Genomic DNA, 20,155 nt, shown 5'->3' on the forward strand with positions numbered 1-20,155 from the left:
ATGAGGCGAGCCATGAATGCGATACCCGACGACCTCCTGATCAACGCGCCTGATGAGATTCGCATCCGCCAGGATCTGGTGCTGACGGCGCTCGGCCGCCGTCCGGCAGATCGCTCCTTGCGGGTCGGCCGGCTGCTCGACGTGCACAGCCGCACCTGGAGCGATGATCAGGAAATCGTGTTCAAGGGCCGACGGATCGCATGGGTCGGGCCGGCCGGCAGTTATCCGGGCGAGGTCCGGGAGCGCGTGCATCGTCCCGACCTCGCAGCAGTTCCCGGCTTCGGCGAAGTCCATAAGCATATCGAAAGCTCGCATCTGACGCCGGAATGGGAAGCGGCGCTGGTGCTGCCCCATGGCAACACCTGGACGTGCGAGGCGAGCCATGAATTCTCCAATGTCAACGGCGCACGTAATCTCGAATTCTGGTTCGAGGCACGTCGTCGCGGATCGCCGCTGAAGATCTTTCCGCAACCGGGATCGGCGGTGCCGCCCACGGCGTATGAGTGGGGCGGCGGCTGGTATGGCCACGACGAGCAGGCGCGCTTCATGGCGGAGAGCCTGATGGTCACCGGGCTTGACGAGGTGATGGACTGGCCCGCGGTCTGGAATCCGGAAAACCCGTCCTACAAACGGTTATGGGGCATGATCGAGGCCACGTTCGCGGCCCGCGGCGTCGTCGAAGGCCACGCCTCCGGTCTGCGGGACCTGCCATCCATCAACGCCTTCGCCGCGGCCGGCCTCGCCTCCGATCATGAAGTGCAGACGCCGGAGGAGACCTGGGACAAGCTCACCCGCGGCCTCTTCATCGAGTTGCGCGTCTACGCCATGTCCGAGATCGTCGCCTGGCTGCTCGCCAAGGGTCTGCAGGACTGGTCGCAGATCGCCTTCACCACCGACGACCGCAGCGCCAGCCATACGCTCGAGCTCGGCGCCAGCGATCACAACGCGCGGGTGGCGATCGAGGCCGGTCTCGCGCCGGAAGTCGCGATCCAGTGTCTTACCATCAATCCCGCGCGTCACATGCGCATCACGCCGTTCGTCGGCAGTCTCGCGCCGGGGCGATTTGGCGATGTTGTGCTGCTATCGGATGTCGCCAAGCTGACCATCACCGAGGTCTGGGCCGACGGCGCGCAGGTGTCCGAAGGCAAGCGCTATCTGGGCAGGGTCCCCGAAATCTCCTGGCCCGATTGGGCGACCAGGACGGTGAATATCAAGCGTACGATTGAGCCGAAGGACTTCGAGCTGCCGGCTGAACCCGGCCGCGCCACGATGAAAGCCGCCGTGATCCGCCCGTTCCACTGGCATCCGGAGTTCTACACCCTCGATTTGCCGGTGCGTGACGGCGCCGTGCAGCGCGATGAGAGCGAGGCCATCACCAAGTTTGCGATCGTCGATCGCTTCTCCGGCGACGGCCGGGTTGCAAAGATGTTCTGGCGCGGCTGCGGACCGCGCACGCCGGATACCGCGGTTGCCTGCTCGGTCGCGCACGACAAGCACAACATCTGGGTGGTCGGCTCGTCCGACGCTGCGATGGCCAAGGCCGTGAACGCGCTGGTCGAACGTCAAGGCGGATGGGCGCTGGTGCGCGAAGGCGAGCTCGTCGCCACCGTGCGGTTCGAGGTCGGCGGATTGATGAGCTGTCGCTCGGCGCAGGCGCTCGATGCGGAGATGCAGGCACTCTACGCGGAGGGCCGCAAGGTGGACTGGATGTACGAGCCGACCTTCCGTCCGCGCTGGTATCCCGGATTTCCCGAGCGCCTGATGTTCGCGACGCTGACCTGCGCGCCCTGGAGCTGGGTTCTGGTCGCGCCCTGCGAGCAGGCGCCGCTCGGATTTATCAACGTGCAGACCGGCGAAGTGCACCCGGTGGTCTGGTAGAGGAGCGACTGCGATGAACGAGATGACGCAACCGCAACCGGCTTCCGCGGAGCCGACGTCGAACCCGGCCAGAGGTTCGCTCGACCGCATCTTCCGCCTTACCGAGCGCGACACCAGCGTTGGCCGAGAAGTGATGGCGGGCGCGACCACGTTCGCCGCGATGGCCTATATCATCGCGGTGAACCCTGCGATCATGTCCAACGCCGGAATGGATCGAGCCGATCTCGTCAGCGCCACCGCACTTGCCGCCATCTTCGGTTCGGCGATGATGGGACTTTGGGCCAATCTGCCGCTCGCCGTTGCCCCGGCCATGGGCTCGAACGTCATCTTCACCTATGTGATCGTCAAGCAGATGGGCATGCCATGGCAAGGCGCACTTGCCATGGTTGCTTTCACCGGCGTCCTGTTCCTGATCCTCAGCCTGTCGAAGCTGCGCGAGCGCGTTGCCAGGGATGTTCCAGAGGCGTTGAAGATCGGCATCCAGGCGGCCGTTGGCACGCTCATTGTTTTCATCGCGCTTCGCGGCGCCGGTTTCGTGGTGCAGAATCCCTCGACCTATATTGCGATGGGATCGCTGCGCAGCCCATCGGTGCTGTTGACCCTGTTCGGTCTCTTGCTCACACCGGTACTGGTGGTGCGCCGGGTACCAGCCGCGCTGATCCTGTCGATTGCGGTGCTGACGCTGATCGGCCTTTTCGTTCCTGGCGCGAACGGCAAGATGGTCACGTCAGTGCCCTCGGCCATCATGTCGTGGCCGCGCTGGCCTACGAGCACCTTCATGGCGCTCGATTTCGGCTATCTCTTCAGCCATTTCATCGTGGCGTTGCCGCTCCTGTTCTACTTCCTTTGCGCCGAATTCTTCTCGACCCTCGGCACACTGATCGGCGTGACGGGCGCCGCCAATCTGCGCCGGCCCGATGGTTCGATCCCGAACGCCACCGCCGCATTTGCGACGGATGCGACGGCGTCAATCGTGGGGCCGCTGCTCGGTACCTCCGTCGTCACGGCCTATATCGAATCCATCACCGGCGTGCAGGCCGGCGGTCGCACCGGCCTGACCTCGCTGACGGTCGCAGCGTTCTTCTGCTTCGCGCTGTTCTTCTGGCCGGTCTTCGTCATCATCCCGCCGCAAGCCACCGCGCCGGCACTCGTGCTCGTCGGCGTCTTGATGATGCAGGGGCTCGCCCGCATCGACATGACCGATCTCGTCAATGCGGTGCCGATCGTGCTGACGTTGCTCGTTACCGTACTGACCAACAATCTGATCAACGGCATGGCCCTGGGCACGTTGAGCCATATCGCGCTGGAGGTCACGATGGGCCGGAGATCGCAGATTCCCGCGATGGTCTGGGGCCTTGGTGTGGTGTTCGTTGCCTACGCGATCGTGATCGCGCAGATATTCTAGATGCATCGACGTCGCGGAAGCCTATGCCGCGAGATCCAGTAGGCGACACGATCCGCGTACCAGCACCTTGCGGCCATTCGGCGTCATTGCAGGTACGCCGTCGCTGACGACGACAAGACCAAGCTTGACGAGGCTCTCGATGAGATAGGCCTTCGAGAGGCGACTGCTTGACGCCGGCTTGCGAAGTGCGCGCAAGGCTTCCCATTGCTCCGGCGAAAGATCGAAGTCGACGTCGTTGCTCATGTTGCCTCAAGCGATAGTACCGTTCGTGCGCCCCTGTTAGCGGCGCTGCGTGAAGACCGTGCGACGACAATGAGTCGGGAATTCGGTGATCTGTCTAGAACGCCTCTTCACGAATTGCCGCACTTCATTGCGCCACAACAGTTAAGATCGGTCGGGCGCGAATTTCGTCCCGCGCCGCGATCACACATTGATGATGAAGACTTGATATTGCGCCGCGAGCTACCGCGCTGCACGGGAAGCGCTGCTGTCCCATTCCGCGTCGCAATACGCACAGAAACCATGAGACGAAGGTTGCGGGACTCTGTTACGCTGATTCGCGGGGAATGGCTTCACACAGCAGGAGTGGAGTGCATGAACAGGCTGGTGGAAATTCGCAGTCAGGAATCCCTGTGCCGGGAGCGCGCCGCGCTCGATTCTGAGCGCCGGATCTTCTGGCTCGCGCAAGCCCAGGAATGGGAGCAGCGCGCGCTTGACGAGATCGCCTATCACTTCCGAGAGTGCAATGTGGCTCGGACGGAGCCTTGCGCGAAACTGACGTCGGCAGTGACGTGAAGACTTACTGATAGGTCGCCACGATATCGGACACCGCGCGCTCGAGCTGCTGCGCGGTGGCGCATTGGCGGACGATGCTGCAAAAGGTCGCGTAGCGCGGCATTTCCGAATCGCCAAAACCCCAGGCGAGCCGCCCCTCGGGATTGAGCCAGACCAGGCGCGTCGAGCGTTCGGAGACGCGGCGCAGGATGTCGGCGCGCGGGTCCAGATTGTTGCTGCGGGCATCGCCGAGCACGATCACCGTGGTCTGCGGCGTGAGCGTGCTCATGAAGTCCTTCTCGAAATCGACCAGCGAGGATCCGTAGTCGGACGATCCGAAGCCGACCTTGGACATGATCTCGGCCATCGCCTCTTCCGGCGACTTCTTCTCCAGGATCTCGCTGACCTCGATCAGATGCGAGGAGAAAGCGAAGGAGTGGACGTCGTCGACCACCTCGTGCAGCGAGTGGATCAGGAGCAGGAAGAAATCCGAGACCTGCGCGACCGAGCCGGAGACGTCGCACAGTGCGACGATCTTCGGCCGGTCGCGGTGCTTGCGCTTCCAGGCGGTGAGGAACGGCACACCGCCCCAGGCCGCGTTGCGGCGCAGTGTGCGGCGAACGTCGAGATGGCCGCGGCGCTGACGCTTGCGCGGTTTCGAATAGCGTTCGCGCAGGCGCCGCGCGATCTGGCGGATCAGGGCACGCATCTCGGCGACCTGGCGCCGCTCGATGCGGGCCAGCGGTGCATTGCGCAGGATCTCGTTGCGGAGGTTTTCAGCCTCCTCGCGGGCATAGAGTGCAAGCCCCTGCGCAACGGTATCGCGCACGGCTTCCCGCAACGCATCGAGCGCGGCCCGAAGCCGCTCGGCCAGTGCCGGGTTGGACGCGGTCAGCTCGTCGAGATCGTCGCGCAGGCGCTGGAGGCCCATGGCGTCGAGGATGCGGCTGGAGAAGATGCCGCGCTGCGTGGAGTAGCGGATGTCGGACAGGGAGGCTGCCCCGGAAGCGCTGGCGATGGCGGCGGCGACCGCATTGCGATCTTGCGACAGCAGCATCCGGGCAAGCGGGCCCAAGCCTTCGGGAGGCTGTCCTTCGCCCGCTTCGCTGGCCGAGCTGGACGAGGGCGACTGATCCGCATCCTGCGAGGCGGCGTTGCTGTCGGCCTCGGGCTGATCCTGCCGCGGCTCCGGCTGGCTGAAGAACAGATCGAAACAATCCCCGAGCGCGAGCTTCTCGTCCTGCGACTTGGCGAGGGTCAACAGAAGGGTGTCGCGCAGGATGGCGCGGTCGGACATGCCGACCTGCGCAACCGCGCGCATCGCATCGATGCTTTCGGCGGGCGAGACATGGACGCCGGCGCCCCGCGCCGCGCGGAAGAAACGATGGAGGTTTTCGCGCATCGGCGTCAACCGAAGACGTTGGATCGTGCTGCCTTGGCAATGAAGGTCGTAATCTGAGGCTGGGCCGCCTCTATGTCGGCCTCGTATTTCAGGAGCACGTTGAGCGTGTCCTTGACGATGTCCGTGTCGAGCTCGGAAGCCTGGAGCAGCACCAGCACGCGCGCCCAGTCGATGGTCTCACTGACCGAGGGCAGCTTCTTGAGGTCGAGCGAGCGGATCTCGTGGATGAAGCCGACCATCTGCCGCCTTAGCGTCTGCGAGATGCCGGGCACGCGGCTCTCGACGATGCGCTCTTCGAGCCGCTGCTCGGGGAAGCCGATATGCAGATGCAGGCAGCGCCGCTTCAGGGCGTCGCCGAGATCCCGTTCGCTGTTGGAGGTGAGGATCACCGTCGGCGGCGTGATCGCCGAGACGGTGCCGAGCTCGGGGATCGTGACCTGGAAGTCGGAGAGGATTTCCAGCAGGAGGGATTCGAATTCCGCATCCGACTTGTCGATCTCGTCGATCAGGAGCACGCAGCCGCCCGGCTGTTCCAGGGCCTGGAGCAGCGGTCGTGGTTCGACGAACTCCTTGGAGAAGAACACGTCGCCGAAATCGTGGAGCTGCGCCAGTGCGGCGTGCAGCGTCTGCGCGCCGCCGAGAACTTCGCCAAGCTTGTCCTTGAGGATCTGCGTGTAGAGAAGCTGTTTTGCGTACTTCCACTCGTAGAGCGCCTTGGCCTCGTCGAGGCCCTCATAGCATTGCAGGCGGATCATTTTCATGCCGCGCCAGGCGGCGATCGCCTTGGCGAGCTCGGTCTTGCCGACGCCCGCGGGGCCCTCGACCAGAATCGGCTTCTCGATCTGTTGCGACAAATAGACGGCCGTAGCGATCTGCCGGCTCGCGATATAGCCTTGCGCGGCGAGGCCGCTCTCGACTGCCTCGATCGCGATCGAGGGCTTCTGTTCAGCCACGAAAGAGCGCTCCCAAAGGTCTTGCTTGGGGCTTGTTCTGCCCGCGTTCCCGGCAAAGAACAAGCCTCGTTTGGGAGACATCAGACCCGCACGGACGGCGCTTTTTCCGCTCAACGCAAATTCGGGGGCGACCGACCGGCCGCGCGATCAGTGCCGCAGCAGTTCCGGCTTGCGGATGGTCTGTCTGACCTCGGCGCCGCAATCGGCGCATTCATAGACGAAGTCGATCTTGGCAAGGCTCCAATGCGGTTCGACCTCCCGCACATACATCGGCAGGAATCCCATGCAGGACGGGCAAATCACAGGCGCGATCTCGATATCCTGATGATGCTGTACATAAGCTGGCATCTCGGCTCTCCTTCGCAGGCGACCACCAAACCCCGCACAAAGGCTACTGCCGGTCGGCCCAAGCCTGAGATCAACTCTTTCGAACAGAGGCGGAACGATGGGCGTTTGTCGTTCGCTGTGACATTCTTGTTACGTCGCTGTACTGTAAGGGGCGGACCAAATGCCTATTTCACAGGGTGATCCGCTTTCCACGGACTTTACCGCAACGATAAGGGAGCAACCCATGACGCATGCCATTCGCTTTCGCAATACCGGCGGTCCGGAAGTCCTGGTCTGGGAGGAGGTCAGTGTTGGCAAGCCTGGGCCGGGCGAGGCGCGAATTCGCCACACAGCTGTCGGTCTCAACTTCGTCGACATCTACAATCGCTCGGGTGTGTATCCAGTGGAATTGCCGAGCGGTCTTGGCAGCGAAGCGGCCGGAACCGTGGAGGAAGTCGGGCCCGGTGTCACCGACCTGAAGCCCGGTGATCGCGTCGCGTATGGCGCCTCGCCGCTCGGCGCCTATTCCGAGGCGCGGCTGATTCCCGCCGACCGGCTATTGAAGCTGCCGGATGGCGTCGACGACAAGACCGCAGCGGCGATGATGCTGAAAGGGCTCACGACCCAATATCTGATCCGGCAGACCTATCGCGTGAAGGCCGGCGACACCATCCTGCTGCATGCCGCCGCCGGCGGCGTCGGACTGATCCTGAGCCAGTGGGCCAAGCATCTCGGCGCGACCGTGATCGGCACCGTCAGCAATGACGAGAAGGCAAAGCTCGCCAAGGCGCATGGTTGCGATCATGTCATCATCTACACGCGCGAGGATTTCGTGAAGCGCGTCGACGAGATCACCGGGGGCAAGAAAGTGCCGGTTGTTTATGACTCCGTTGGCAAGAATACGTTCCTGAAGTCGCTGGACTGTCTCGCGCCGCTCGGCGTCGCGGCGTTGTTCGGGGCGTCCTCCGGTGCCGTCGAGCCGCTCAATCTCGGTTTGCTCGCCCAGAAAGGCTCGCTCTACGTCACCCGGCCGACGCTATTCACCTACGCCGCCAAGCGCGAGAACCTGGTCGCGATGGCTAACGAACTGTTCGACGTCGTGAAGTCCGGCGCGGTCAAGATCGAGGTGCACCAGACCTATCCGCTGAAGGATGCCGCCAAGGCGCATGCGGATCTTGCCGCGCGCAAGACCACGGGATCGACCGTTCTCACCGTGTGATCTGCCGAACGGGCGCTGACGCAGGCCGCCCGGGCCTGCGTCACGTCCGTTCGTGCTTGCGCAGGTCGCGGGCGTGATCGAGGCGGATCGCCTGAAGGTCGACATCTTCAGGAGGAATCTGGGGGAGGGCGGCCTCGTTCATTATCGCCTCGGTGACGTCCTCGACCGAGTTCTCCACGATTTCGTGGATGAACGAGATGTTCTGATATTCACCCGAAGTGACGCGGGAGATGACCTCGCGCCTTGTGATCTCGGGATCGACCACCGCCTCGCGGCCGCGTCGCCCATAGTCGATCATCACGACGAAATACTGCATGAAACAATCCTGCCGCGCCCCGTGACCGGGAGCGCGGCAGGAGTATTTCCGAAAAACGGAATTAAGTCAAGGGCGATTTTCGAAAATCGGAAGTCTTGACTGGCCTCCTACTTGCCCTTTTTGCGGGGGCGCGCAGACTTGGCGCGCAGCCGCTCGAGCTGGCCCTTGGGCATCGACAGGCAGATTTCTCCCACCCACTCGAGTTTCACGCCGACGATCGGCTTAGCGTTGAAGCTGTTGAGATTGACGACGGAAGGGGTTTTGCCCCGCTCGATGGTCTTCAGGTAGCGCTCGCCGGTCTTGAGCCGGACCACAGCCTCTTCGCCGTAGAAACTCGACAGCGGATGGCGCTGATCCTTGTAGACCACGATCACGTCGCCGCTCTCGTATTTTGGCAGCATCGAATCGCCCACGATCTCGAATGCGACGGTCTCTTCCATGATCGGGAAGGGCAGCGCGATATCGCCGAGGCCTTCCGGGGGAACCTGTTCGTAGTCCGGCTCGATCACAGCGCCGGCGCCGACGCGGCCCATGATCGGCGCGAGGTTGAGCTCGAGGTATTCCATGATCGGAATGATTTCCGACGCCTTTACCAGGCGTTCGCCGCCGAGGATCTCCGAAACCGCGCCGGGTCGCACGCCCATGGCCGCCGCCAAGCCGCCCTTGCTCTTGCCTGTCTTTTCCAGGCCCCGCTCGATCATTGCAACGTCCAACATGCTGATTCCCTTGATTGCGCGCCGTCTCACCCTCTTGTAATCCGAAATTCGGAATTGATGCAATTATGAATATCAGAATTATTGCTTGACTTCGGTTTCGGAATACCGGAATGTGCGTTTCGCCTCGCGATCGTGCGATCGGAGGAGGCGCATCACAGGACAGCAGCATGGAACCGGGCCATTGGCCGTCGGAGCACTCCGACGCGCTTCGCGACTATTTTCTCAAGGGCATGTCTTATGCGGAGATCGGAAGGCAGATTAATGCAAGGTTTGGAACGGCTTACACGCGCAACGCGGTGGCTGGCCGCGCCAAGCGGCTTGGGCTCGCCGCACCGACGCGGATGACGGGTCCATCGATCGTGCCATCTTTGCCGTCAGGAGCCCGCCCTATCGCGCCGCCCCGTCCGGCGTTGCCGAACCTCAACTTACCGCCGAAATCCGCAATGAAGCCTGCGCGGGCCAAGTTGCGCTGCGTCGGGGTCCAGCCGCGCCTGATCCCGTTGGTCGAACTCGCGCGCGGCGATTGCCGCTATCCCTATGGCGGCGACAGGGAGGGGGAGGAGATTGCCTTCTGCGGGCACCCGCGCCAGCCGGGCTCGAGCTATTGCACGCCGCATGCGAGCCTGACGTGCCGTTCTGGAGCCGAGGCCGCCCGCATCGCCGGTCCCGTGATGCTGAGGCTGGTCTCCGCTGCCTGACCTCGTAGTCACCCGCTCGATCGTCAATTTCACAAGGAGTATCCAAGTGGCTCGCGTCCGACGCAACAAGTCCTACAAATTGGCGAATATCCACGACCGCCGCTCGCGCGAGGTGCCGTTCAATGCCGAAGTGGCCGAGGTCGAGATCGACAATCCGCTGGCGCTCGACCCCGGAGAGAAGATTGTGGCCGTGCGGTCGATCCGCGGCGATCCGCTCGGCCGGTTGCACGCGCACCATCAGATCGATGAGGCACAATACCGCAGTGGACGTGCCTTCCAGAGCGATTGGGAGATGGCGGAGCGAGGCCCTCAGGCGATGGACCCGACCCGAGAATATGTCGATGGCGCGCGCACGCGCGAGCCTGTCACCGAAAGCCAGCGCCAGGCGGTGCTCCGGCTCAACCGGATCGAGCGCGAACTCGGCACCGACGGCGCTGCGCTGGTGCATGACGTGCTGGTGCTCGGCCTGACCATGGACCAGATCGGGCAGCGTCGCGCCGTCCGGACGCAGCGCTGGAACGACTATTTTGCGAGGCGTTTTCGTGAATGCCTTGATCGGCTGGCACTGATCTATGGCTTTGCGACGGATGCGGGGAAACAGCGTGCAGGGCAGCGCAGATGACAACGGCACGCCTGCCATGGCGACCGCCGGCGTGCCAACCTGCTGCTCAGGGATGCGGCAGGATCTGGTAGGGCGTGGTATAGGGCTCGACGCGCAGCGAGGCGTTCGCCAAAAGCCCGATCCTGGCAGTCGGCGCCTGCTGCAATTCCCCGTTCGGACCGCGATGCACGTTGTATTGCCAGACGGTGAGATCGCCCTTCTGCGCCAGAGCGTGTGCAACCGCGCTAGCATCAATGCCGCCGAGCGCGTGAAGCTCCTCCGCCGACAATCCGACGACGATTTCGTCCTTGATGGTGACGATCTTGAACAGGTTCATCTTGGTCTCCTGCGCCCATGTGCCTGGTATCGAAAGGGTGAGAAGCGCGACTGCGGCGCCCTTGATGAGATCGCAGCGAGAAAGCATGCCGTCGTCCTTTGGTGGCGGCGCCCGAATGGATTCGTCCATCGGCCATGGCGCGCTTGATTTGAGTGACTGTTCCGCAACCGCTCTGTCGTGCTCTCTGCAACAACGGTTCACGGGCGGAAACATATTCGGCGACCGATGAACCCCGATGCGAAGAGTTGCGTCCAATTCCAACGGCGCAAGGCGACGGAGCAGATGAAATTCACCGGCATCGTCTGCCTTCTCACATCTCTTGGTGCGGCAGGCTCTGCGGCGGCAGCCGATCCGTTCTACATCGGCAGCTGGACATTCACGGCCGCCGTGGTCGCGCCATGGGCCGATCCTCAACACAAGCCTGATGGCACCGAGCAGGCGCGGCTGATCGGAAAAGCGGTTGTCTTCAAGGCGAGAGAGATATCAGGACCCCGTTCCTTTGCCTGTGAAAATCCGCAATACAAGGTCACGTATTACGGCCCCGACATGGTCTTCCAGGGGGCATTCGATGAGATGCGGCGCGCCGACAGGAAGGTCGATCCCAAGGCGCTTGCCACCTCGCTCGGCTTCACCGCTGCGCGGATCCGGACGCTGGAGACCGGGTGTGAGATCGACATTCATTTCGTCGACGATACAACCGCAGAGATCGGACTCAACAATTACGTGTATACGCTGAAGAAGCACTAATTCGCACTCGCCAATGTCCATTCACATCCGAAACAGAGCGAAATGCACCGCCGATTTGACTGCAGGCGGGTTCGTGTGCGGTATGAATGACGCTTCTTGACGCAGGTGGGTGACGGCGCTTCATATTCCTGTTATCCGGAATTGCCGTGCTGCGATGCAGACAAAGCATCGCTATGCCGACCGTTGGACTTGCCGGAAGGGTTGTTGCTTGGCATAATTGCAACCTGTTCGGTCGAGCCCGTCGGTTCGGGATATTGTCGTTCAGCGTGCTAACCCGCCGGGTTTCCCGGCCGAGAGTTCGCCGTCGCCATGCCATCCGGTTATGGCGTTCGGTTATCGAGTGGGACCCTCGACGTCGGATCACGAAGGCCGATGCTTGTCATAGGTGCGAGATGAAAAACCTCAATTTCGCGGCTGAGCTGCACCTCAAGCTCGGCGCGCCTGCGGGCAGCACCGTCGAAAGCCTGCGCCTGCTCCGCGCGTTTTTGAAGCTCGCACCCCGGCAGCGTTTTGAGGTCATCAAGCTCGTTGAAGACCTTGCCACCGACGAATCCCTCCCCGAGCACCCCCTGTCCTGAGCCAGGCCACGCGCCGGCCTCACGCCTTGTCCCGCGTTTTCCTCCCTGAAGCGGGCCGCAGGGCGACGTTTGCCCCCGGCTGGCCGCTGGTAGGCAATCCGGCAAGTGTGGTATTCAGTTAAGAAAAAGGGAGGAGTGCGATCATGATCGAACCGAAGCTCGAAGTTCCGGCCGAACTGCGCGACCTGGCCGAGAAGACGATTGACCAGGCCGAAAAGGCGTTCGGCATGTTTTTCGAAGCCGCCACCAAATCGATGTCGTCCGTTCCGGGCGCGGGGACGGAAGTGTCGAAGCAGGCCCTCGTTTTCACCGAGCAGAACATGAAGTCGGCGTTTGAGCATGCACGCAAGCTCGTTCATGCCACCGACCTGCAGGAAGCGATGCGAATCCAATCCGATTTCCTGCGCAGCCAGTTCACCAGCGCCGGAGACCACATGCGCCAGATGACCGGCAGCCTCATGCAACCTGGCAAGGGCAAGTCCTGATTGATCCTGGGCGGCATGGAATCCGCAGCTCGATGCTGGCGCAACTCCATGATGGGCCGCCGACTCGAGCTCATGCGCCGTCCATCATCCTGCTGATCCCTGCCGGTCCTCCGGCAGGGATTTGCATTTTGTGACAGGTGTCGCGCTTGGCTGGCGCTCTACGGACGCAGCGATCCGATATAGGCCGCGATGTCGCCGGCTTCGGTCCTGCTCAAGGGAAAGCTCGGCATCTTCGGATGTGGGTCGAGCAGGAAGAAGGCGAGCTTCTCCGGACTGAAGTCCGGCCGGCGCGCAACGGACGCGAAGGAGGGGACGTCTGCGCTTGCCTGGGCCTGGCCCTCCGCCACGACATGGCAACTTGCGCACCAGCGCTTGGCCAGGTCGGCACCGTGACCGGCATCGGCGGCTAGAGCGGACGACGTGCCGAAGCCCGCGGCCACGGCAAGCAACAGGCAGATTCGTCTCAAATGCTGGTGCATCGGGCAACCTTCATGCGTTCGCTTGCGGCCACTGTGCTCATCCGCAGCACGATCCCGGAAACTGGGAGAGATCGATGCGGGCGACGATCGACCGCAGCAGCCTGCGGACCGAACGATAGAGATGCCGCGCGAATCCAGGTGTCCTTGTCGCGCGCAAGCCCAAACGTTTCGTATCAAGGCTTTCGATGGACTGCGACACGTGCCTCTCCGAGATTGTGAGGCTCTCTGTATCGTGGCTGGTCCGGAGGCGCCTTGATCTGCCGCAAGGCGTCCCCCGGCTAATAGTCGCCGGGGTTCATGATCATCGGGCTCTTCGTATCGGCCGGCGCGAGCGCGCTGCTGGCGCTGTCGCGCAGGAATCGGTCGAGCGTCGCCTGGATCTTCTCCTTGACCGCATCGGGCCCGCGATCGCTCATCTCGGTATGCTGAGCGCCAGTGTGGACAATGTCGATGCCGCGCGCCTTGGCCACTTCCGGCGTTGGCAGCACGCCGGGATCGGTGACGAAATGCGGATCCTTCGATCGGAAGGACAGGATCTTCATGTTGTCGCTGAGCACGAAAGGCACCCGCAGATTGTCGAGCGTGATCACTTTCGACACCAGCTCCGGGTGCTGGTGGGCGACATACATCGAAACGTCGCCGCCGTTGGAATGCCCGACGAGCGTGATGTGGTCGTAGTCGGCGTTCTCCTGCCGCCTCTTCAGCTCACCCAGGGCGAAGAGGATGTTGGCCTCGCAGCGGATATAGACCTCGCGCCGTCCGACATACGGCTGGCCGACCTGGGTCATCAGCGGCGGATCGCTCGGCAAGTCCTGCTGGATGCTGGCAACGAGATAGCCGCGTGCGGCGAGCACGTTGGCGAGGAAGGAATATTCGGTGGCCTTCACGGTGTTGCCGTTGCTGATGATGGCGAGCGGGAGCTTCCAGAGGCCGAGATTGGCCTTGGTCTCGTAGTCACGCCGCACCGCAATTTCGACCGAGATCGGCCGCTGGCGCGCGGCGTCGAACAGGGTCAAAAGCTCATGGCGGATCGCGAACCGGCTGACGACGAAATACTGGCCGACGCCGAGGACGCAGAGAAGCGCCAGAATTGCAAACACCCTTTTCATGGTCTCGTCTCAAATCACGTTTGACTGAACATGGCCATTGTGACCGCCCGGGTCGAGCGATCGTGAGAAGGTTACGGGATTAAATTTAGGCAAGTCTGTGAGCAATGCCCCAAAAGGGGCTGCATCCGGGGGGCCGCGCGATGGGCGTTGGACCAAAGGCAGCCGCCCTTGCCGCGTTCCGGGCAGAGCCGGAACGCGCTCGACAGCGTAAACAGCAAGCGCGGACTGCGGCGTTCGTTGTCGGGCGCCCGATAGCTTAGGGGGACGGCCACAGCGAGGTCGGCCTGGAGATCGTCTGGCAGGAAGAAGCGCACGCCTGCTCCGGCCGATGTCAGAGAGAGGCCGCCGCTCGGGCGATAGCCGTCGTTCCAGACTGCCCCGGCGTCGCCGAAGGCGTAGAGCTGATAGCCCGTCCAGTAGCGGAAATTGAGCTTCTGGTCGAAGCGCGGTTCGAGCGAGCCGGCAAGACCGTTGTCGCCGCTGATCTCGACTGCACCGTAGCCCCGGCCGAAGGCCGCGCCGCCGAGATAGAATTGCTGCGAGGTGAACAGCGGCCGCGACGCCGTGTGGCTCGCCGCGGAGAGCTTGAGCGACCAGGCGTCGTTGAGTGTCTGGTAGCGCGTGAACCAGAGGTTCAGCACCGAGAAGTTCGATGATGCGCCATCCCGCGACAACAGATCGTCGTCGAAATGGGAGGCACCGAAGATGTCGAGGCCCTGGCGGTAGGTCAACGTCGCGAAGTTGATGCCGCCGAAACGATCCTGGAGCCGGTAGTCGGCGACCCAAACCAGACGTGCTGGCTGGCTTATTTGATGCTAAAGTCTCTGCGCAAAAATGCATGCTGAGCCTCATGCGCACGTTTGCACGGGCTCTCGCATGAAACGCGCTGCGGAGGATTGGGATGAAAATCGACGGGCGTTGTCACTGTGGATACATCACCTTTGAAGCCAAGATCGAGCCGGACAAGACCCTGCTGTGCAATTGCACCGACTGCCAGACGTTCTCCGGCTCGGCATTTCGCGTGCATGCCTTCGCGGAGGAAGACGATTTCAGGTTGCTCTCGGGCGAACCGAAAATTTACGTCAAGACCGCCGAAAGCGGCAACAAGAGGCCACAGGCGTTTTGCCCGGAATGTGGAACGCATATCTACGCTACGGCGCTCGGAGCAGGCCCCAAGGTCTTCGCCATCCGCGTGGGATCCATTCGTCAACGCGACCAGATCGTCCCCCATACGCAGTGGTGGTCTCGCTCCGCTCAGCCCTGGCTTAAACATGTCGATTCGATGCGAACGTTCGAGAAGCAGCCTTAGATCGACCAGACCGGCAATCTTGACCTGATGGCCGTTGGCCGCAGCGATCGGTCTGCGATTGACCTGAACTGGACATTCAGCCCAAAGTGCCTGCGATTTTCGCTCGCGCCCGTTTCCATTCTCTGACAATTAAGACATATTTTCGCCGACGGCAGACATCACGCCGAGGCGGCAAGCCGAGATGCGGCGTCTGGGGTAGGCACCAGGAGCATTTAGCAAATGCTGACGACCGACTATTTGATCATCGGCAGCGGTGCCGCGGGCATGAGCTTCGCAGATCAGTTGTTGACCGAAACCAATGCAAGCATTGTCATCGTTGATAGACATCACCTGCCTGGTGGCCATTGGAACGACGCCTATTCGTTTGTCCGCCTGCACGCGCCATCTGCATTTTATGGCGTGGGCTCACGACGCCTCGGCAACGACTGCATCGACGTATCCGGCCTAAACAGGGGTTATTATGAATTGGCCTCGGGTGCGGAGATCGTCAGTTATTTCGACAAGTTGATGCAAGAGAGATTTCTTCCATCCGGCCGTGTCCAGTATTTTCCGATGTGTGAGTACCTGGGGCACGGACGGTTTATTTCTCGCCTCTCAGGCACAATGCAACAGGTCGCATTTGGCAAGAGGCTCGTGAACGCCACGTTCCAGGACACACAGGTGCCCTCGACGCACACTCCATCTTTTCAAGTTGCCGAAGGTGTCGAGCTTACAACGCCTAACCTGCTGCCCATGTATGCGCCCGGACACGAACGACGCGTTATCCTCGGAGGTGGCAAAACAGCGATGGATGTCTGTATCTGGTTACAGCAGATGGGCGCCCGGCCAGAAAGTATCCGATGGATCGTGCCACAAGATTCCTGGGTACGAAATCGCGATATGATGCAGCCCGGAGATGCATTTTTCGAGCGTACTGTTGGCGGAACGGCCGATCTGTTTGAGGCAGCGGCCGAGGCCACTTCGGTCGCCGATCTCTTCGAGCGTCTGGAAAAACGAGGTCAGATACTGCGCATCGATCGGACGATCTGGCCGACGGCTTTTCGCGGAGCTACGCTTTCGATACTCGAAGCGGAAGCGTTGGGCACCATCAAGGACGTGGTGCGCAAGGGGCGTGTTAGGCGGATCGAGCGCGACTCCATTGTCCTTGACAGAGGCAATGTCGATGCCGCGCCGGACGATCTCTATGTCGATTGTACCGCGAAAGGATTCAGAAAACGCCCTGCGGTTCCGATCTTCAATGCGGATCAGATCACGCTACAGCAAGTACGTCCCGGACGTCTCAGTTTTAGCGCGGCCTTCATTGCACATGTGGAAGCATCCTATAACGATGACGCGATCAAGAACGATTTGTGTGCGCCAATTCCGTCAGTTGAGGTCGCCGAAGACTTTCTCAGCACCATGATCGCGACTTTGCGAAATGAGCGACGATGGACGACCGAAAAGGAGCTGCGTCGTTGGATCGACGAGCACAGGCTATCTGGCACCGGCTTCCCGGACACCGGCGTAGCGTCGAGTCCTAAAGGGACACGCATTCTTGAGCGTCTGCGAGAAGCGCGTCCACGAGCTGCGGCAAACCTGGCGCGCATTATCGCCGAACTCGATTCGACGCACCAGGCTTCGTGACCGGTGCACTCGCGAGGTCAGCTTCTGGCCGACCTGCGACCTCGGAGGCCTTCCGCTCTCCGGACATCAGGCGGCCTGCCGCTTGGTGAGCACACGCCCTAGCGCCGACGCGCAACCGCGACGCCGAACAGGAAGGCGACGAACAGGCTGGCAAGCGGCGCTTCGCGCGTGATCGCCGCAACCGTGGAGAGGGGCCGGCCGGGCTTTCGCGCTTCCTCGATTGCAGAGCCCAGGCGGTCGACAGCTGCATGCAGCCCACCAGCGACTTCACCCACCGTGCGGGAGACGTCCGTCGCTGCATCGATGGCGCGCTCGGCCATGCCGGGTTTGGAATCGGACTGCGGGATCTCGGTGCTCAAGCGTGCGACTCCGGGCTGATCGTGTGACGGAGGCCGGTACCTTTGGCTATCCGCGCGAGCGCTCGTTTTGAACAGCGGGTCGCATGACCTTTGGCTATCCGCGACAGGCGCCGTGTTTCTTACGGCGGGTACCGGCCTTGAATAAGCAATGCGGGGCGCGGGATTTTGTTCCGGGATGATCCGCCCGAGCGTGGCCTTCCCCGTGAAACGACGGATGCGAATCTCTGTTAGGCTGGCTTAACCTTGCCGATCTCAGGAGGCTGCTGTGACCGATCGGACCACGACGGATCGAGCCCGGCGCATCGCCTTGCTCGGTGCCCCCATCGACATGGGAGCTTCGCAACGCGGCACCCTGATGGGGCCTGCTGCGCTCCGCACCGCGGGCCTTGCGACACTGCTCGAAAGCCTGGATTTCGAAGTCGTCGATTACGGCGATCTCTCGGTCGCCGAGCTTCGGGATCTCGCAGACACGCCCCCCGAAAAAGCCAATCACTACCGTGAGATCCAGCGCTGGACGCGCGTGCTGAGCCTGAGAGGCTACGAGATCGCGAAAACCGGTGCGCTGCCGATCTTTCTTGGCGGCGACCACACGTTGTCGATGGGATCGGTGAATGCCATGGCCCGTCACTCGCGGGAGCGCGGACGCGAACTGTTCGTGCTGTGGCTGGATGCCCATGCCGACTACAACACGCCGGAGACGACGATTACCGCCAACATGCATGGCATGTCGGCGGCGTTCCTGTGCGGCGAACCCGGCCTCGACGGACTGCTCGGCAATGATCCGCGCGCCTCGATCGATCCGGACAGGCTCGACTTGTTCGGCGCGCGTTCGATCGACAAGCTCGAAAAGGAGCTGATGCGCACGCGCCGAATCCGGGTTGTCGACATGCGCCAGATCGACGAGTTCGGCGTCGCCGTGCTGATCCGCCGCGTCATCGAACGCGTCAAGGCGAGGGATGGCGTGCTGCATGTCAGCTTTGACGTCGATTTTCTCGATCCCTGCGTCGCGCCAGGCGTTGGCACGACGGTGCCGGGCGGCGCGACCTATCGTGAGGCGCATCTGATCATGGAACTTCTGCACGATTCCGGCGTGGTGGGATCGGTCGATATCGTCGAGCTCAATCCGTTCCTCGACGAGCGCGGCCGCACCGCGCGCACCGCGGTCGAACTGATCGGCAGCCTGTTCGGCCAGCAGATCGCCGACCGGCCGACCCCCAGCAACGCGATCGCGCCGGGCGAATGAAACGCGGGCCCTTTGTGCGTGCGAAGAAGAGAACCGCTGTCACGGCCAGCGGAGTTAGATCAGCCCAGATGGACGCCATTGCAGGAGTTCGATGGCATCATCACGCCGAACGGACTCTTCTACGAGCGGCATCATGGCGGCGTGCCGACCATCGATCCGGCCCAGCACCGGCTGATGCTGCACGGGCTGGTCGAGCGCCCCCTGATCTTCACGATGGACGATCTCAGGCGTTTCCCATCGGAATCGCGCATCCACTTTATCGAATGTTCCGGGAATCCCGGCTACAGCAAGCCTTACGGCAAGACGGCATCGGACCTTGTCGGTCTGGTGCGTCGTGCGGAATGGACCGGGGTGAGCCTCAAGCTGGTGCTGCAGGAGGCTGGATTGAAGCCGGAGGCCAAATGGGTCGTCGCCGAGGGCGCCGACGCGGCCGCGCTGACCCACAGCATCCCGATCGAGAAATGCCTCGAGGACGCCCTTCTGGTCTACAGCCAGAATGGCGAACGGCTCCGCCCGCAGCAGGGTTATCCGCTACGGCTCTTCCTGCCGGGGTTCGAAGGCAATATGAGCGTGAAGTGGCTGCGGCGCCTGCATGTGACTGCGGAGCCGGTTTATTCGCGCGAGGAGACCTCGAAATACACCGACCTCCTGCCGGACGGGACGGCGCGCGAATTTTCGTTTTACATGGAGGCGAAGTCGATCATCACGCGTTCGTCCGGCGGCCAGCGTCTGAACGCGCCCGGCTTCCACGAGATCACCGGCATTGCCTGGAGCGGGCATGGCAAGATCGCGCGGGTCGAGGTGTCCGTCGATGACGGCATGAGCTGGCAGGACGCGCAATTGCAGGATCCGGTGCTGACGCGGGCCCTCGCGCGCTTTCGATTGCCCTGGCGACGGGACGGCAAGCCTGCCGTGATCCAGAGCCGCGCGATCGACGAGACCGGTTATGTGCAGCCGACGCTTGCCGAGCTGCTCGCGGTTCGCGGCGAGAACTATTTCTACCACAACAACGCGATCTGGCCCTGGCGCGTTGCGGCCGGCGGCGAGGTGACCAATGCGCTGGCATGAGATTTTCGGCATTGCCTTCGCGATCCTGTTCAGCGCTTGGGCAACTGAAGCGCGGGCGCAAACTTCCTACGGCATCGGGCGGCTTGCAACGGCAGCTGAGATCGCGGGCTGGAACATCGATATCGGGCGCGATGGCAGCAATCTGCCGAAGGGAAGTGGCTCGGTCAGCCATGAACGCGAGGTGTTCGCCCAGCAATGTGCATCATGCCATGGCGACAAGGGCGAGGGTGGGCTGGGTGATCGGCTTGTCGGTGGGCAGGACACGATCGGAACGCCAAAGCCCATTCGAACCGTCGGCAGCTATTGGCCCTATGCGCCGACGCTGTTCGATTACATCCGCCGTGCGATGCCGCAGAACGCGCCGCAATCGCTGAGCGAGGAGGACGTTTATGCAGTGTCTGCGTACATCTTGAACCTGAATGGACTGGTGGGAGCGAATGCGACGCTCGATGCCAAATCGCTTGCAGCGGTCAAAATGCCGAACCGCGACAGGTTCCTCGGCGATGCGCGCCCCGACGTGAAAAGTGAA

The 20,155-nt window shown here is 62.4% G+C and carries 22 protein-coding genes and 3 pseudogenes; 14 read left to right on the top strand and 11 right to left on the bottom strand.

Features of this window, described 5'->3' with window-relative positions:
• Positions 1-1,878, top strand: coding sequence for an adenine deaminase (locus JQ572_RS21580; protein ID WP_211384849.1), 1,878 nt, complete (start codon positions 1-3; stop codon positions 1,876-1,878).
• Between the two features lie 13 nt (positions 1,879-1,891).
• Positions 1,892-3,283, top strand: coding sequence for an NCS2 family permease (locus tag JQ572_RS21585; protein WP_211384850.1), 1,392 nt, complete (start codon positions 1,892-1,894; stop codon positions 3,281-3,283).
• 21 nt (positions 3,284-3,304) lie between these two features.
• Here the strand turns inward: JQ572_RS21585 and JQ572_RS21590 are convergent, their stop codons facing one another.
• Entirely contained in the window at positions 3,305-3,526 is a 222-nt protein-coding gene (locus JQ572_RS21590; RefSeq protein WP_211384851.1) for a hypothetical protein, read from the bottom strand.
• Positions 3,527-3,877: 351 nt separating this feature from the next.
• Between JQ572_RS21590 and JQ572_RS21595 the strand changes: the two genes are divergently transcribed.
• Positions 3,878-4,078 (top strand): hypothetical protein, encoded by a 201-nt coding sequence (locus JQ572_RS21595; protein ID WP_211384852.1) that lies wholly within the window; start codon positions 3,878-3,880, stop codon positions 4,076-4,078.
• Between the two features lie 4 nt (positions 4,079-4,082).
• On the opposite strand, the gene JQ572_RS21600 is transcribed toward JQ572_RS21595, so the two are convergent.
• The 3 genes from JQ572_RS21600 to JQ572_RS21610 all read right to left on the bottom strand — a co-directional run bounded on the left by JQ572_RS21600 (position 4,083) and on the right by JQ572_RS21610 (position 6,760).
• Positions 4,083-5,459: a vWA domain-containing protein gene (locus JQ572_RS21600; RefSeq protein ID WP_211384853.1), complete on the bottom strand. Its 1,377-nt coding sequence runs from the start codon at positions 5,457-5,459 to the stop codon at positions 4,083-4,085.
• A gap of 5 nt (positions 5,460-5,464) precedes the next feature.
• Positions 5,465-6,412 (bottom strand): AAA family ATPase, encoded by a 948-nt coding sequence (locus tag JQ572_RS21605; protein ID WP_211384854.1) that lies wholly within the window; start codon positions 6,410-6,412, stop codon positions 5,465-5,467.
• A gap of 147 nt (positions 6,413-6,559) precedes the next feature.
• Positions 6,560-6,760, bottom strand: a complete 201-nt coding sequence (locus JQ572_RS21610; RefSeq protein WP_211384855.1) for a hypothetical protein — start codon at positions 6,758-6,760, stop codon at positions 6,560-6,562.
• Between the two features lie 223 nt (positions 6,761-6,983).
• Between JQ572_RS21610 and JQ572_RS21615 the strand changes: the two genes are divergently transcribed.
• On the top strand, positions 6,984-7,958 hold the full coding sequence (locus JQ572_RS21615) for a quinone oxidoreductase family protein (protein WP_211384856.1): 975 nt from the start codon (positions 6,984-6,986) through the stop codon (positions 7,956-7,958).
• Positions 7,959-7,998: 40 nt separating this feature from the next.
• Here JQ572_RS21615 and JQ572_RS21620 read toward each other — a convergent pair whose 3' ends face one another.
• Both JQ572_RS21620 and JQ572_RS21625 read right to left on the bottom strand, forming a co-directional pair.
• Positions 7,999-8,274, bottom strand: coding sequence for a hypothetical protein (locus JQ572_RS21620; protein WP_211384857.1), 276 nt, complete (start codon positions 8,272-8,274; stop codon positions 7,999-8,001).
• A gap of 107 nt (positions 8,275-8,381) precedes the next feature.
• Entirely contained in the window at positions 8,382-8,990 is a 609-nt protein-coding gene (locus JQ572_RS21625; RefSeq protein ID WP_211384858.1) for a S24 family peptidase, read from the bottom strand.
• 167 nt (positions 8,991-9,157) lie between these two features.
• Here JQ572_RS21625 and JQ572_RS21630 point away from each other — a divergent pair, with 167 nt between their 5' ends.
• Together JQ572_RS21630 and JQ572_RS21635 are read left to right on the top strand one after the other, a co-directional pair.
• Positions 9,158-9,688 (top strand): GcrA family cell cycle regulator, encoded by a 531-nt coding sequence (locus JQ572_RS21630; protein WP_211384859.1) that lies wholly within the window; start codon positions 9,158-9,160, stop codon positions 9,686-9,688.
• Between the two features lie 46 nt (positions 9,689-9,734).
• Positions 9,735-10,310, top strand: a complete 576-nt coding sequence (locus JQ572_RS21635) for a hypothetical protein (RefSeq protein WP_211384860.1) — start codon at positions 9,735-9,737, stop codon at positions 10,308-10,310.
• Between the two features lie 46 nt (positions 10,311-10,356).
• On the opposite strand, the gene JQ572_RS21640 is transcribed toward JQ572_RS21635, so the two are convergent.
• Positions 10,357-10,713, bottom strand: a complete 357-nt coding sequence (locus JQ572_RS21640) for a hypothetical protein (RefSeq protein WP_211384861.1) — start codon at positions 10,711-10,713, stop codon at positions 10,357-10,359.
• 195 nt (positions 10,714-10,908) lie between these two features.
• Between JQ572_RS21640 and JQ572_RS21645 the strand changes: the two genes are divergently transcribed.
• From JQ572_RS21645 to JQ572_RS21655, 3 genes are all read left to right on the top strand, one after another.
• Positions 10,909-11,373: a hypothetical protein gene (locus JQ572_RS21645; protein WP_211384862.1), complete on the top strand. Its 465-nt coding sequence runs from the start codon at positions 10,909-10,911 to the stop codon at positions 11,371-11,373.
• A 392-nt stretch (positions 11,374-11,765) separates the two neighbouring features.
• On the top strand, positions 11,766-11,951 hold the full coding sequence (locus JQ572_RS21650) for a hypothetical protein (protein ID WP_211384863.1): 186 nt from the start codon (positions 11,766-11,768) through the stop codon (positions 11,949-11,951).
• 143 nt (positions 11,952-12,094) lie between these two features.
• Positions 12,095-12,436, top strand: coding sequence for a phasin (locus JQ572_RS21655; RefSeq protein ID WP_094972645.1), 342 nt, complete (start codon positions 12,095-12,097; stop codon positions 12,434-12,436).
• A 158-nt stretch (positions 12,437-12,594) separates the two neighbouring features.
• Here JQ572_RS21655 and JQ572_RS21660 read toward each other — a convergent pair whose 3' ends face one another.
• The 3 genes and pseudogenes from JQ572_RS21660 to JQ572_RS21670 all read right to left on the bottom strand — a co-directional run.
• The gene (locus JQ572_RS21660; RefSeq protein ID WP_211384864.1) at positions 12,595-12,915 is read right to left on the bottom strand and encodes a c-type cytochrome; all 321 of its coding nucleotides are present in this window, start codon (positions 12,913-12,915) and stop codon (positions 12,595-12,597) included.
• Between the two features lie 278 nt (positions 12,916-13,193).
• Positions 13,194-14,024 carry an alpha/beta fold hydrolase gene (locus tag JQ572_RS21665; protein ID WP_211384865.1) on the bottom strand — a complete coding sequence of 277 codons (831 nt, stop codon included), beginning with the start codon at positions 14,022-14,024 and terminating at the stop codon, positions 13,194-13,196.
• A gap of 155 nt (positions 14,025-14,179) precedes the next feature.
• Positions 14,180-14,803, bottom strand: a pseudogene (locus JQ572_RS21670) (ShlB/FhaC/HecB family hemolysin secretion/activation protein); the annotation flags it as partial.
• A 122-nt stretch (positions 14,804-14,925) separates the two neighbouring features.
• Here JQ572_RS21670 and JQ572_RS21675 point away from each other — a divergent pair.
• A complete protein-coding gene (locus tag JQ572_RS21675) occupies positions 14,926-15,333 on the top strand; it encodes a GFA family protein (protein WP_211384866.1) in 408 nt (135 codons plus the stop codon).
• Between the two features lie 219 nt (positions 15,334-15,552).
• Positions 15,553-16,956, top strand: a complete 1,404-nt coding sequence (locus JQ572_RS21680) for an NAD(P)-binding protein (protein ID WP_211384867.1) — start codon at positions 15,553-15,555, stop codon at positions 16,954-16,956.
• A 98-nt stretch (positions 16,957-17,054) separates the two neighbouring features.
• Here JQ572_RS21680 and JQ572_RS21685 read toward each other — a convergent pair whose 3' ends face one another.
• Entirely contained in the window at positions 17,055-17,315 is a 261-nt protein-coding gene (locus JQ572_RS21685; RefSeq protein ID WP_211384868.1) for a hypothetical protein, read from the bottom strand.
• 265 nt (positions 17,316-17,580) lie between these two features.
• Here JQ572_RS21685 and rocF point away from each other — a divergent pair, with 265 nt between their 5' ends.
• The 3 genes and pseudogenes from rocF to JQ572_RS21700 form a co-directional block, all read left to right on the top strand.
• The gene (gene rocF, locus JQ572_RS21690) at positions 17,581-18,558 is read left to right on the top strand and encodes an arginase (protein ID WP_211384869.1); all 978 of its coding nucleotides are present in this window, start codon (positions 17,581-17,583) and stop codon (positions 18,556-18,558) included.
• A gap of 72 nt (positions 18,559-18,630) precedes the next feature.
• A pseudogene (gene soxC, locus JQ572_RS21695) lies at positions 18,631-19,626 on the top strand (sulfite dehydrogenase); the annotation flags it as partial.
• A pseudogene (locus JQ572_RS21700) lies at positions 19,613-20,149 on the top strand (c-type cytochrome); the annotation flags it as partial. The pseudogenes soxC and JQ572_RS21700, both read left to right, overlap by 14 nt.
• Between the last annotated feature and the right edge of the window lie 6 nt (positions 20,150-20,155).

Source organism: Bradyrhizobium sp. SZCCT0153, from assembly GCF_018129995.1.
Taxonomy (GTDB): Bacteria; Pseudomonadota; Alphaproteobacteria; order Rhizobiales; family Xanthobacteraceae; genus Bradyrhizobium; species Bradyrhizobium japonicum_G.

What these genes read in the sequence shown, in the direction of transcription:
- JQ572_RS21680 (WP_211384867.1), top strand. Translation starts at nt 15,553, where the DNA reads ATGCTGACGACCGACTATTTGATCATCGGCAGCGGTGCCGCGGGCATG.
- JQ572_RS21595 (WP_211384852.1), top strand. Translation starts at nt 3,878, where the DNA reads ATGAACAGGCTGGTGGAAATTCGCAGTCAGGAATCCCTGTGCCGGGAG.
- JQ572_RS21620 (WP_211384857.1), bottom strand. Translation starts at nt 8,274, where the DNA reads ATGCAGTATTTCGTCGTGATGATCGACTATGGGCGACGCGGCCGCGAG.
- JQ572_RS21665 (WP_211384865.1), bottom strand. Translation starts at nt 14,024, where the DNA reads ATGAAAAGGGTGTTTGCAATTCTGGCGCTTCTCTGCGTCCTCGGCGTC.
- JQ572_RS21630 (WP_211384859.1), top strand. Translation starts at nt 9,158, where the DNA reads ATGGAACCGGGCCATTGGCCGTCGGAGCACTCCGACGCGCTTCGCGAC.
- JQ572_RS21650 (WP_211384863.1), top strand. Translation starts at nt 11,766, where the DNA reads ATGAAAAACCTCAATTTCGCGGCTGAGCTGCACCTCAAGCTCGGCGCG.
- JQ572_RS21640 (WP_211384861.1), bottom strand. Translation starts at nt 10,713, where the DNA reads ATGCTTTCTCGCTGCGATCTCATCAAGGGCGCCGCAGTCGCGCTTCTC.
- JQ572_RS21625 (WP_211384858.1), bottom strand. Translation starts at nt 8,990, where the DNA reads ATGTTGGACGTTGCAATGATCGAGCGGGGCCTGGAAAAGACAGGCAAG.
- JQ572_RS21590 (WP_211384851.1), bottom strand. Translation starts at nt 3,526, where the DNA reads ATGAGCAACGACGTCGACTTCGATCTTTCGCCGGAGCAATGGGAAGCC.
- JQ572_RS21660 (WP_211384864.1), bottom strand. Translation starts at nt 12,915, where the DNA reads ATGCACCAGCATTTGAGACGAATCTGCCTGTTGCTTGCCGTGGCCGCG.
- JQ572_RS21610 (WP_211384855.1), bottom strand. Translation starts at nt 6,760, where the DNA reads ATGCCAGCTTATGTACAGCATCATCAGGATATCGAGATCGCGCCTGTG.
- JQ572_RS21600 (WP_211384853.1), bottom strand. Translation starts at nt 5,459, where the DNA reads ATGCGCGAAAACCTCCATCGTTTCTTCCGCGCGGCGCGGGGCGCCGGC.
- JQ572_RS21580 (WP_211384849.1), top strand. Translation starts at nt 1, where the DNA reads ATGAGGCGAGCCATGAATGCGATACCCGACGACCTCCTGATCAACGCG.
- JQ572_RS21585 (WP_211384850.1), top strand. Translation starts at nt 1,892, where the DNA reads ATGAACGAGATGACGCAACCGCAACCGGCTTCCGCGGAGCCGACGTCG.
- JQ572_RS21675 (WP_211384866.1), top strand. Translation starts at nt 14,926, where the DNA reads ATGAAAATCGACGGGCGTTGTCACTGTGGATACATCACCTTTGAAGCC.
- JQ572_RS21655 (WP_094972645.1), top strand. Translation starts at nt 12,095, where the DNA reads ATGATCGAACCGAAGCTCGAAGTTCCGGCCGAACTGCGCGACCTGGCC.
- JQ572_RS21615 (WP_211384856.1), top strand. Translation starts at nt 6,984, where the DNA reads ATGACGCATGCCATTCGCTTTCGCAATACCGGCGGTCCGGAAGTCCTG.
- JQ572_RS21645 (WP_211384862.1), top strand. Translation starts at nt 10,909, where the DNA reads ATGAAATTCACCGGCATCGTCTGCCTTCTCACATCTCTTGGTGCGGCA.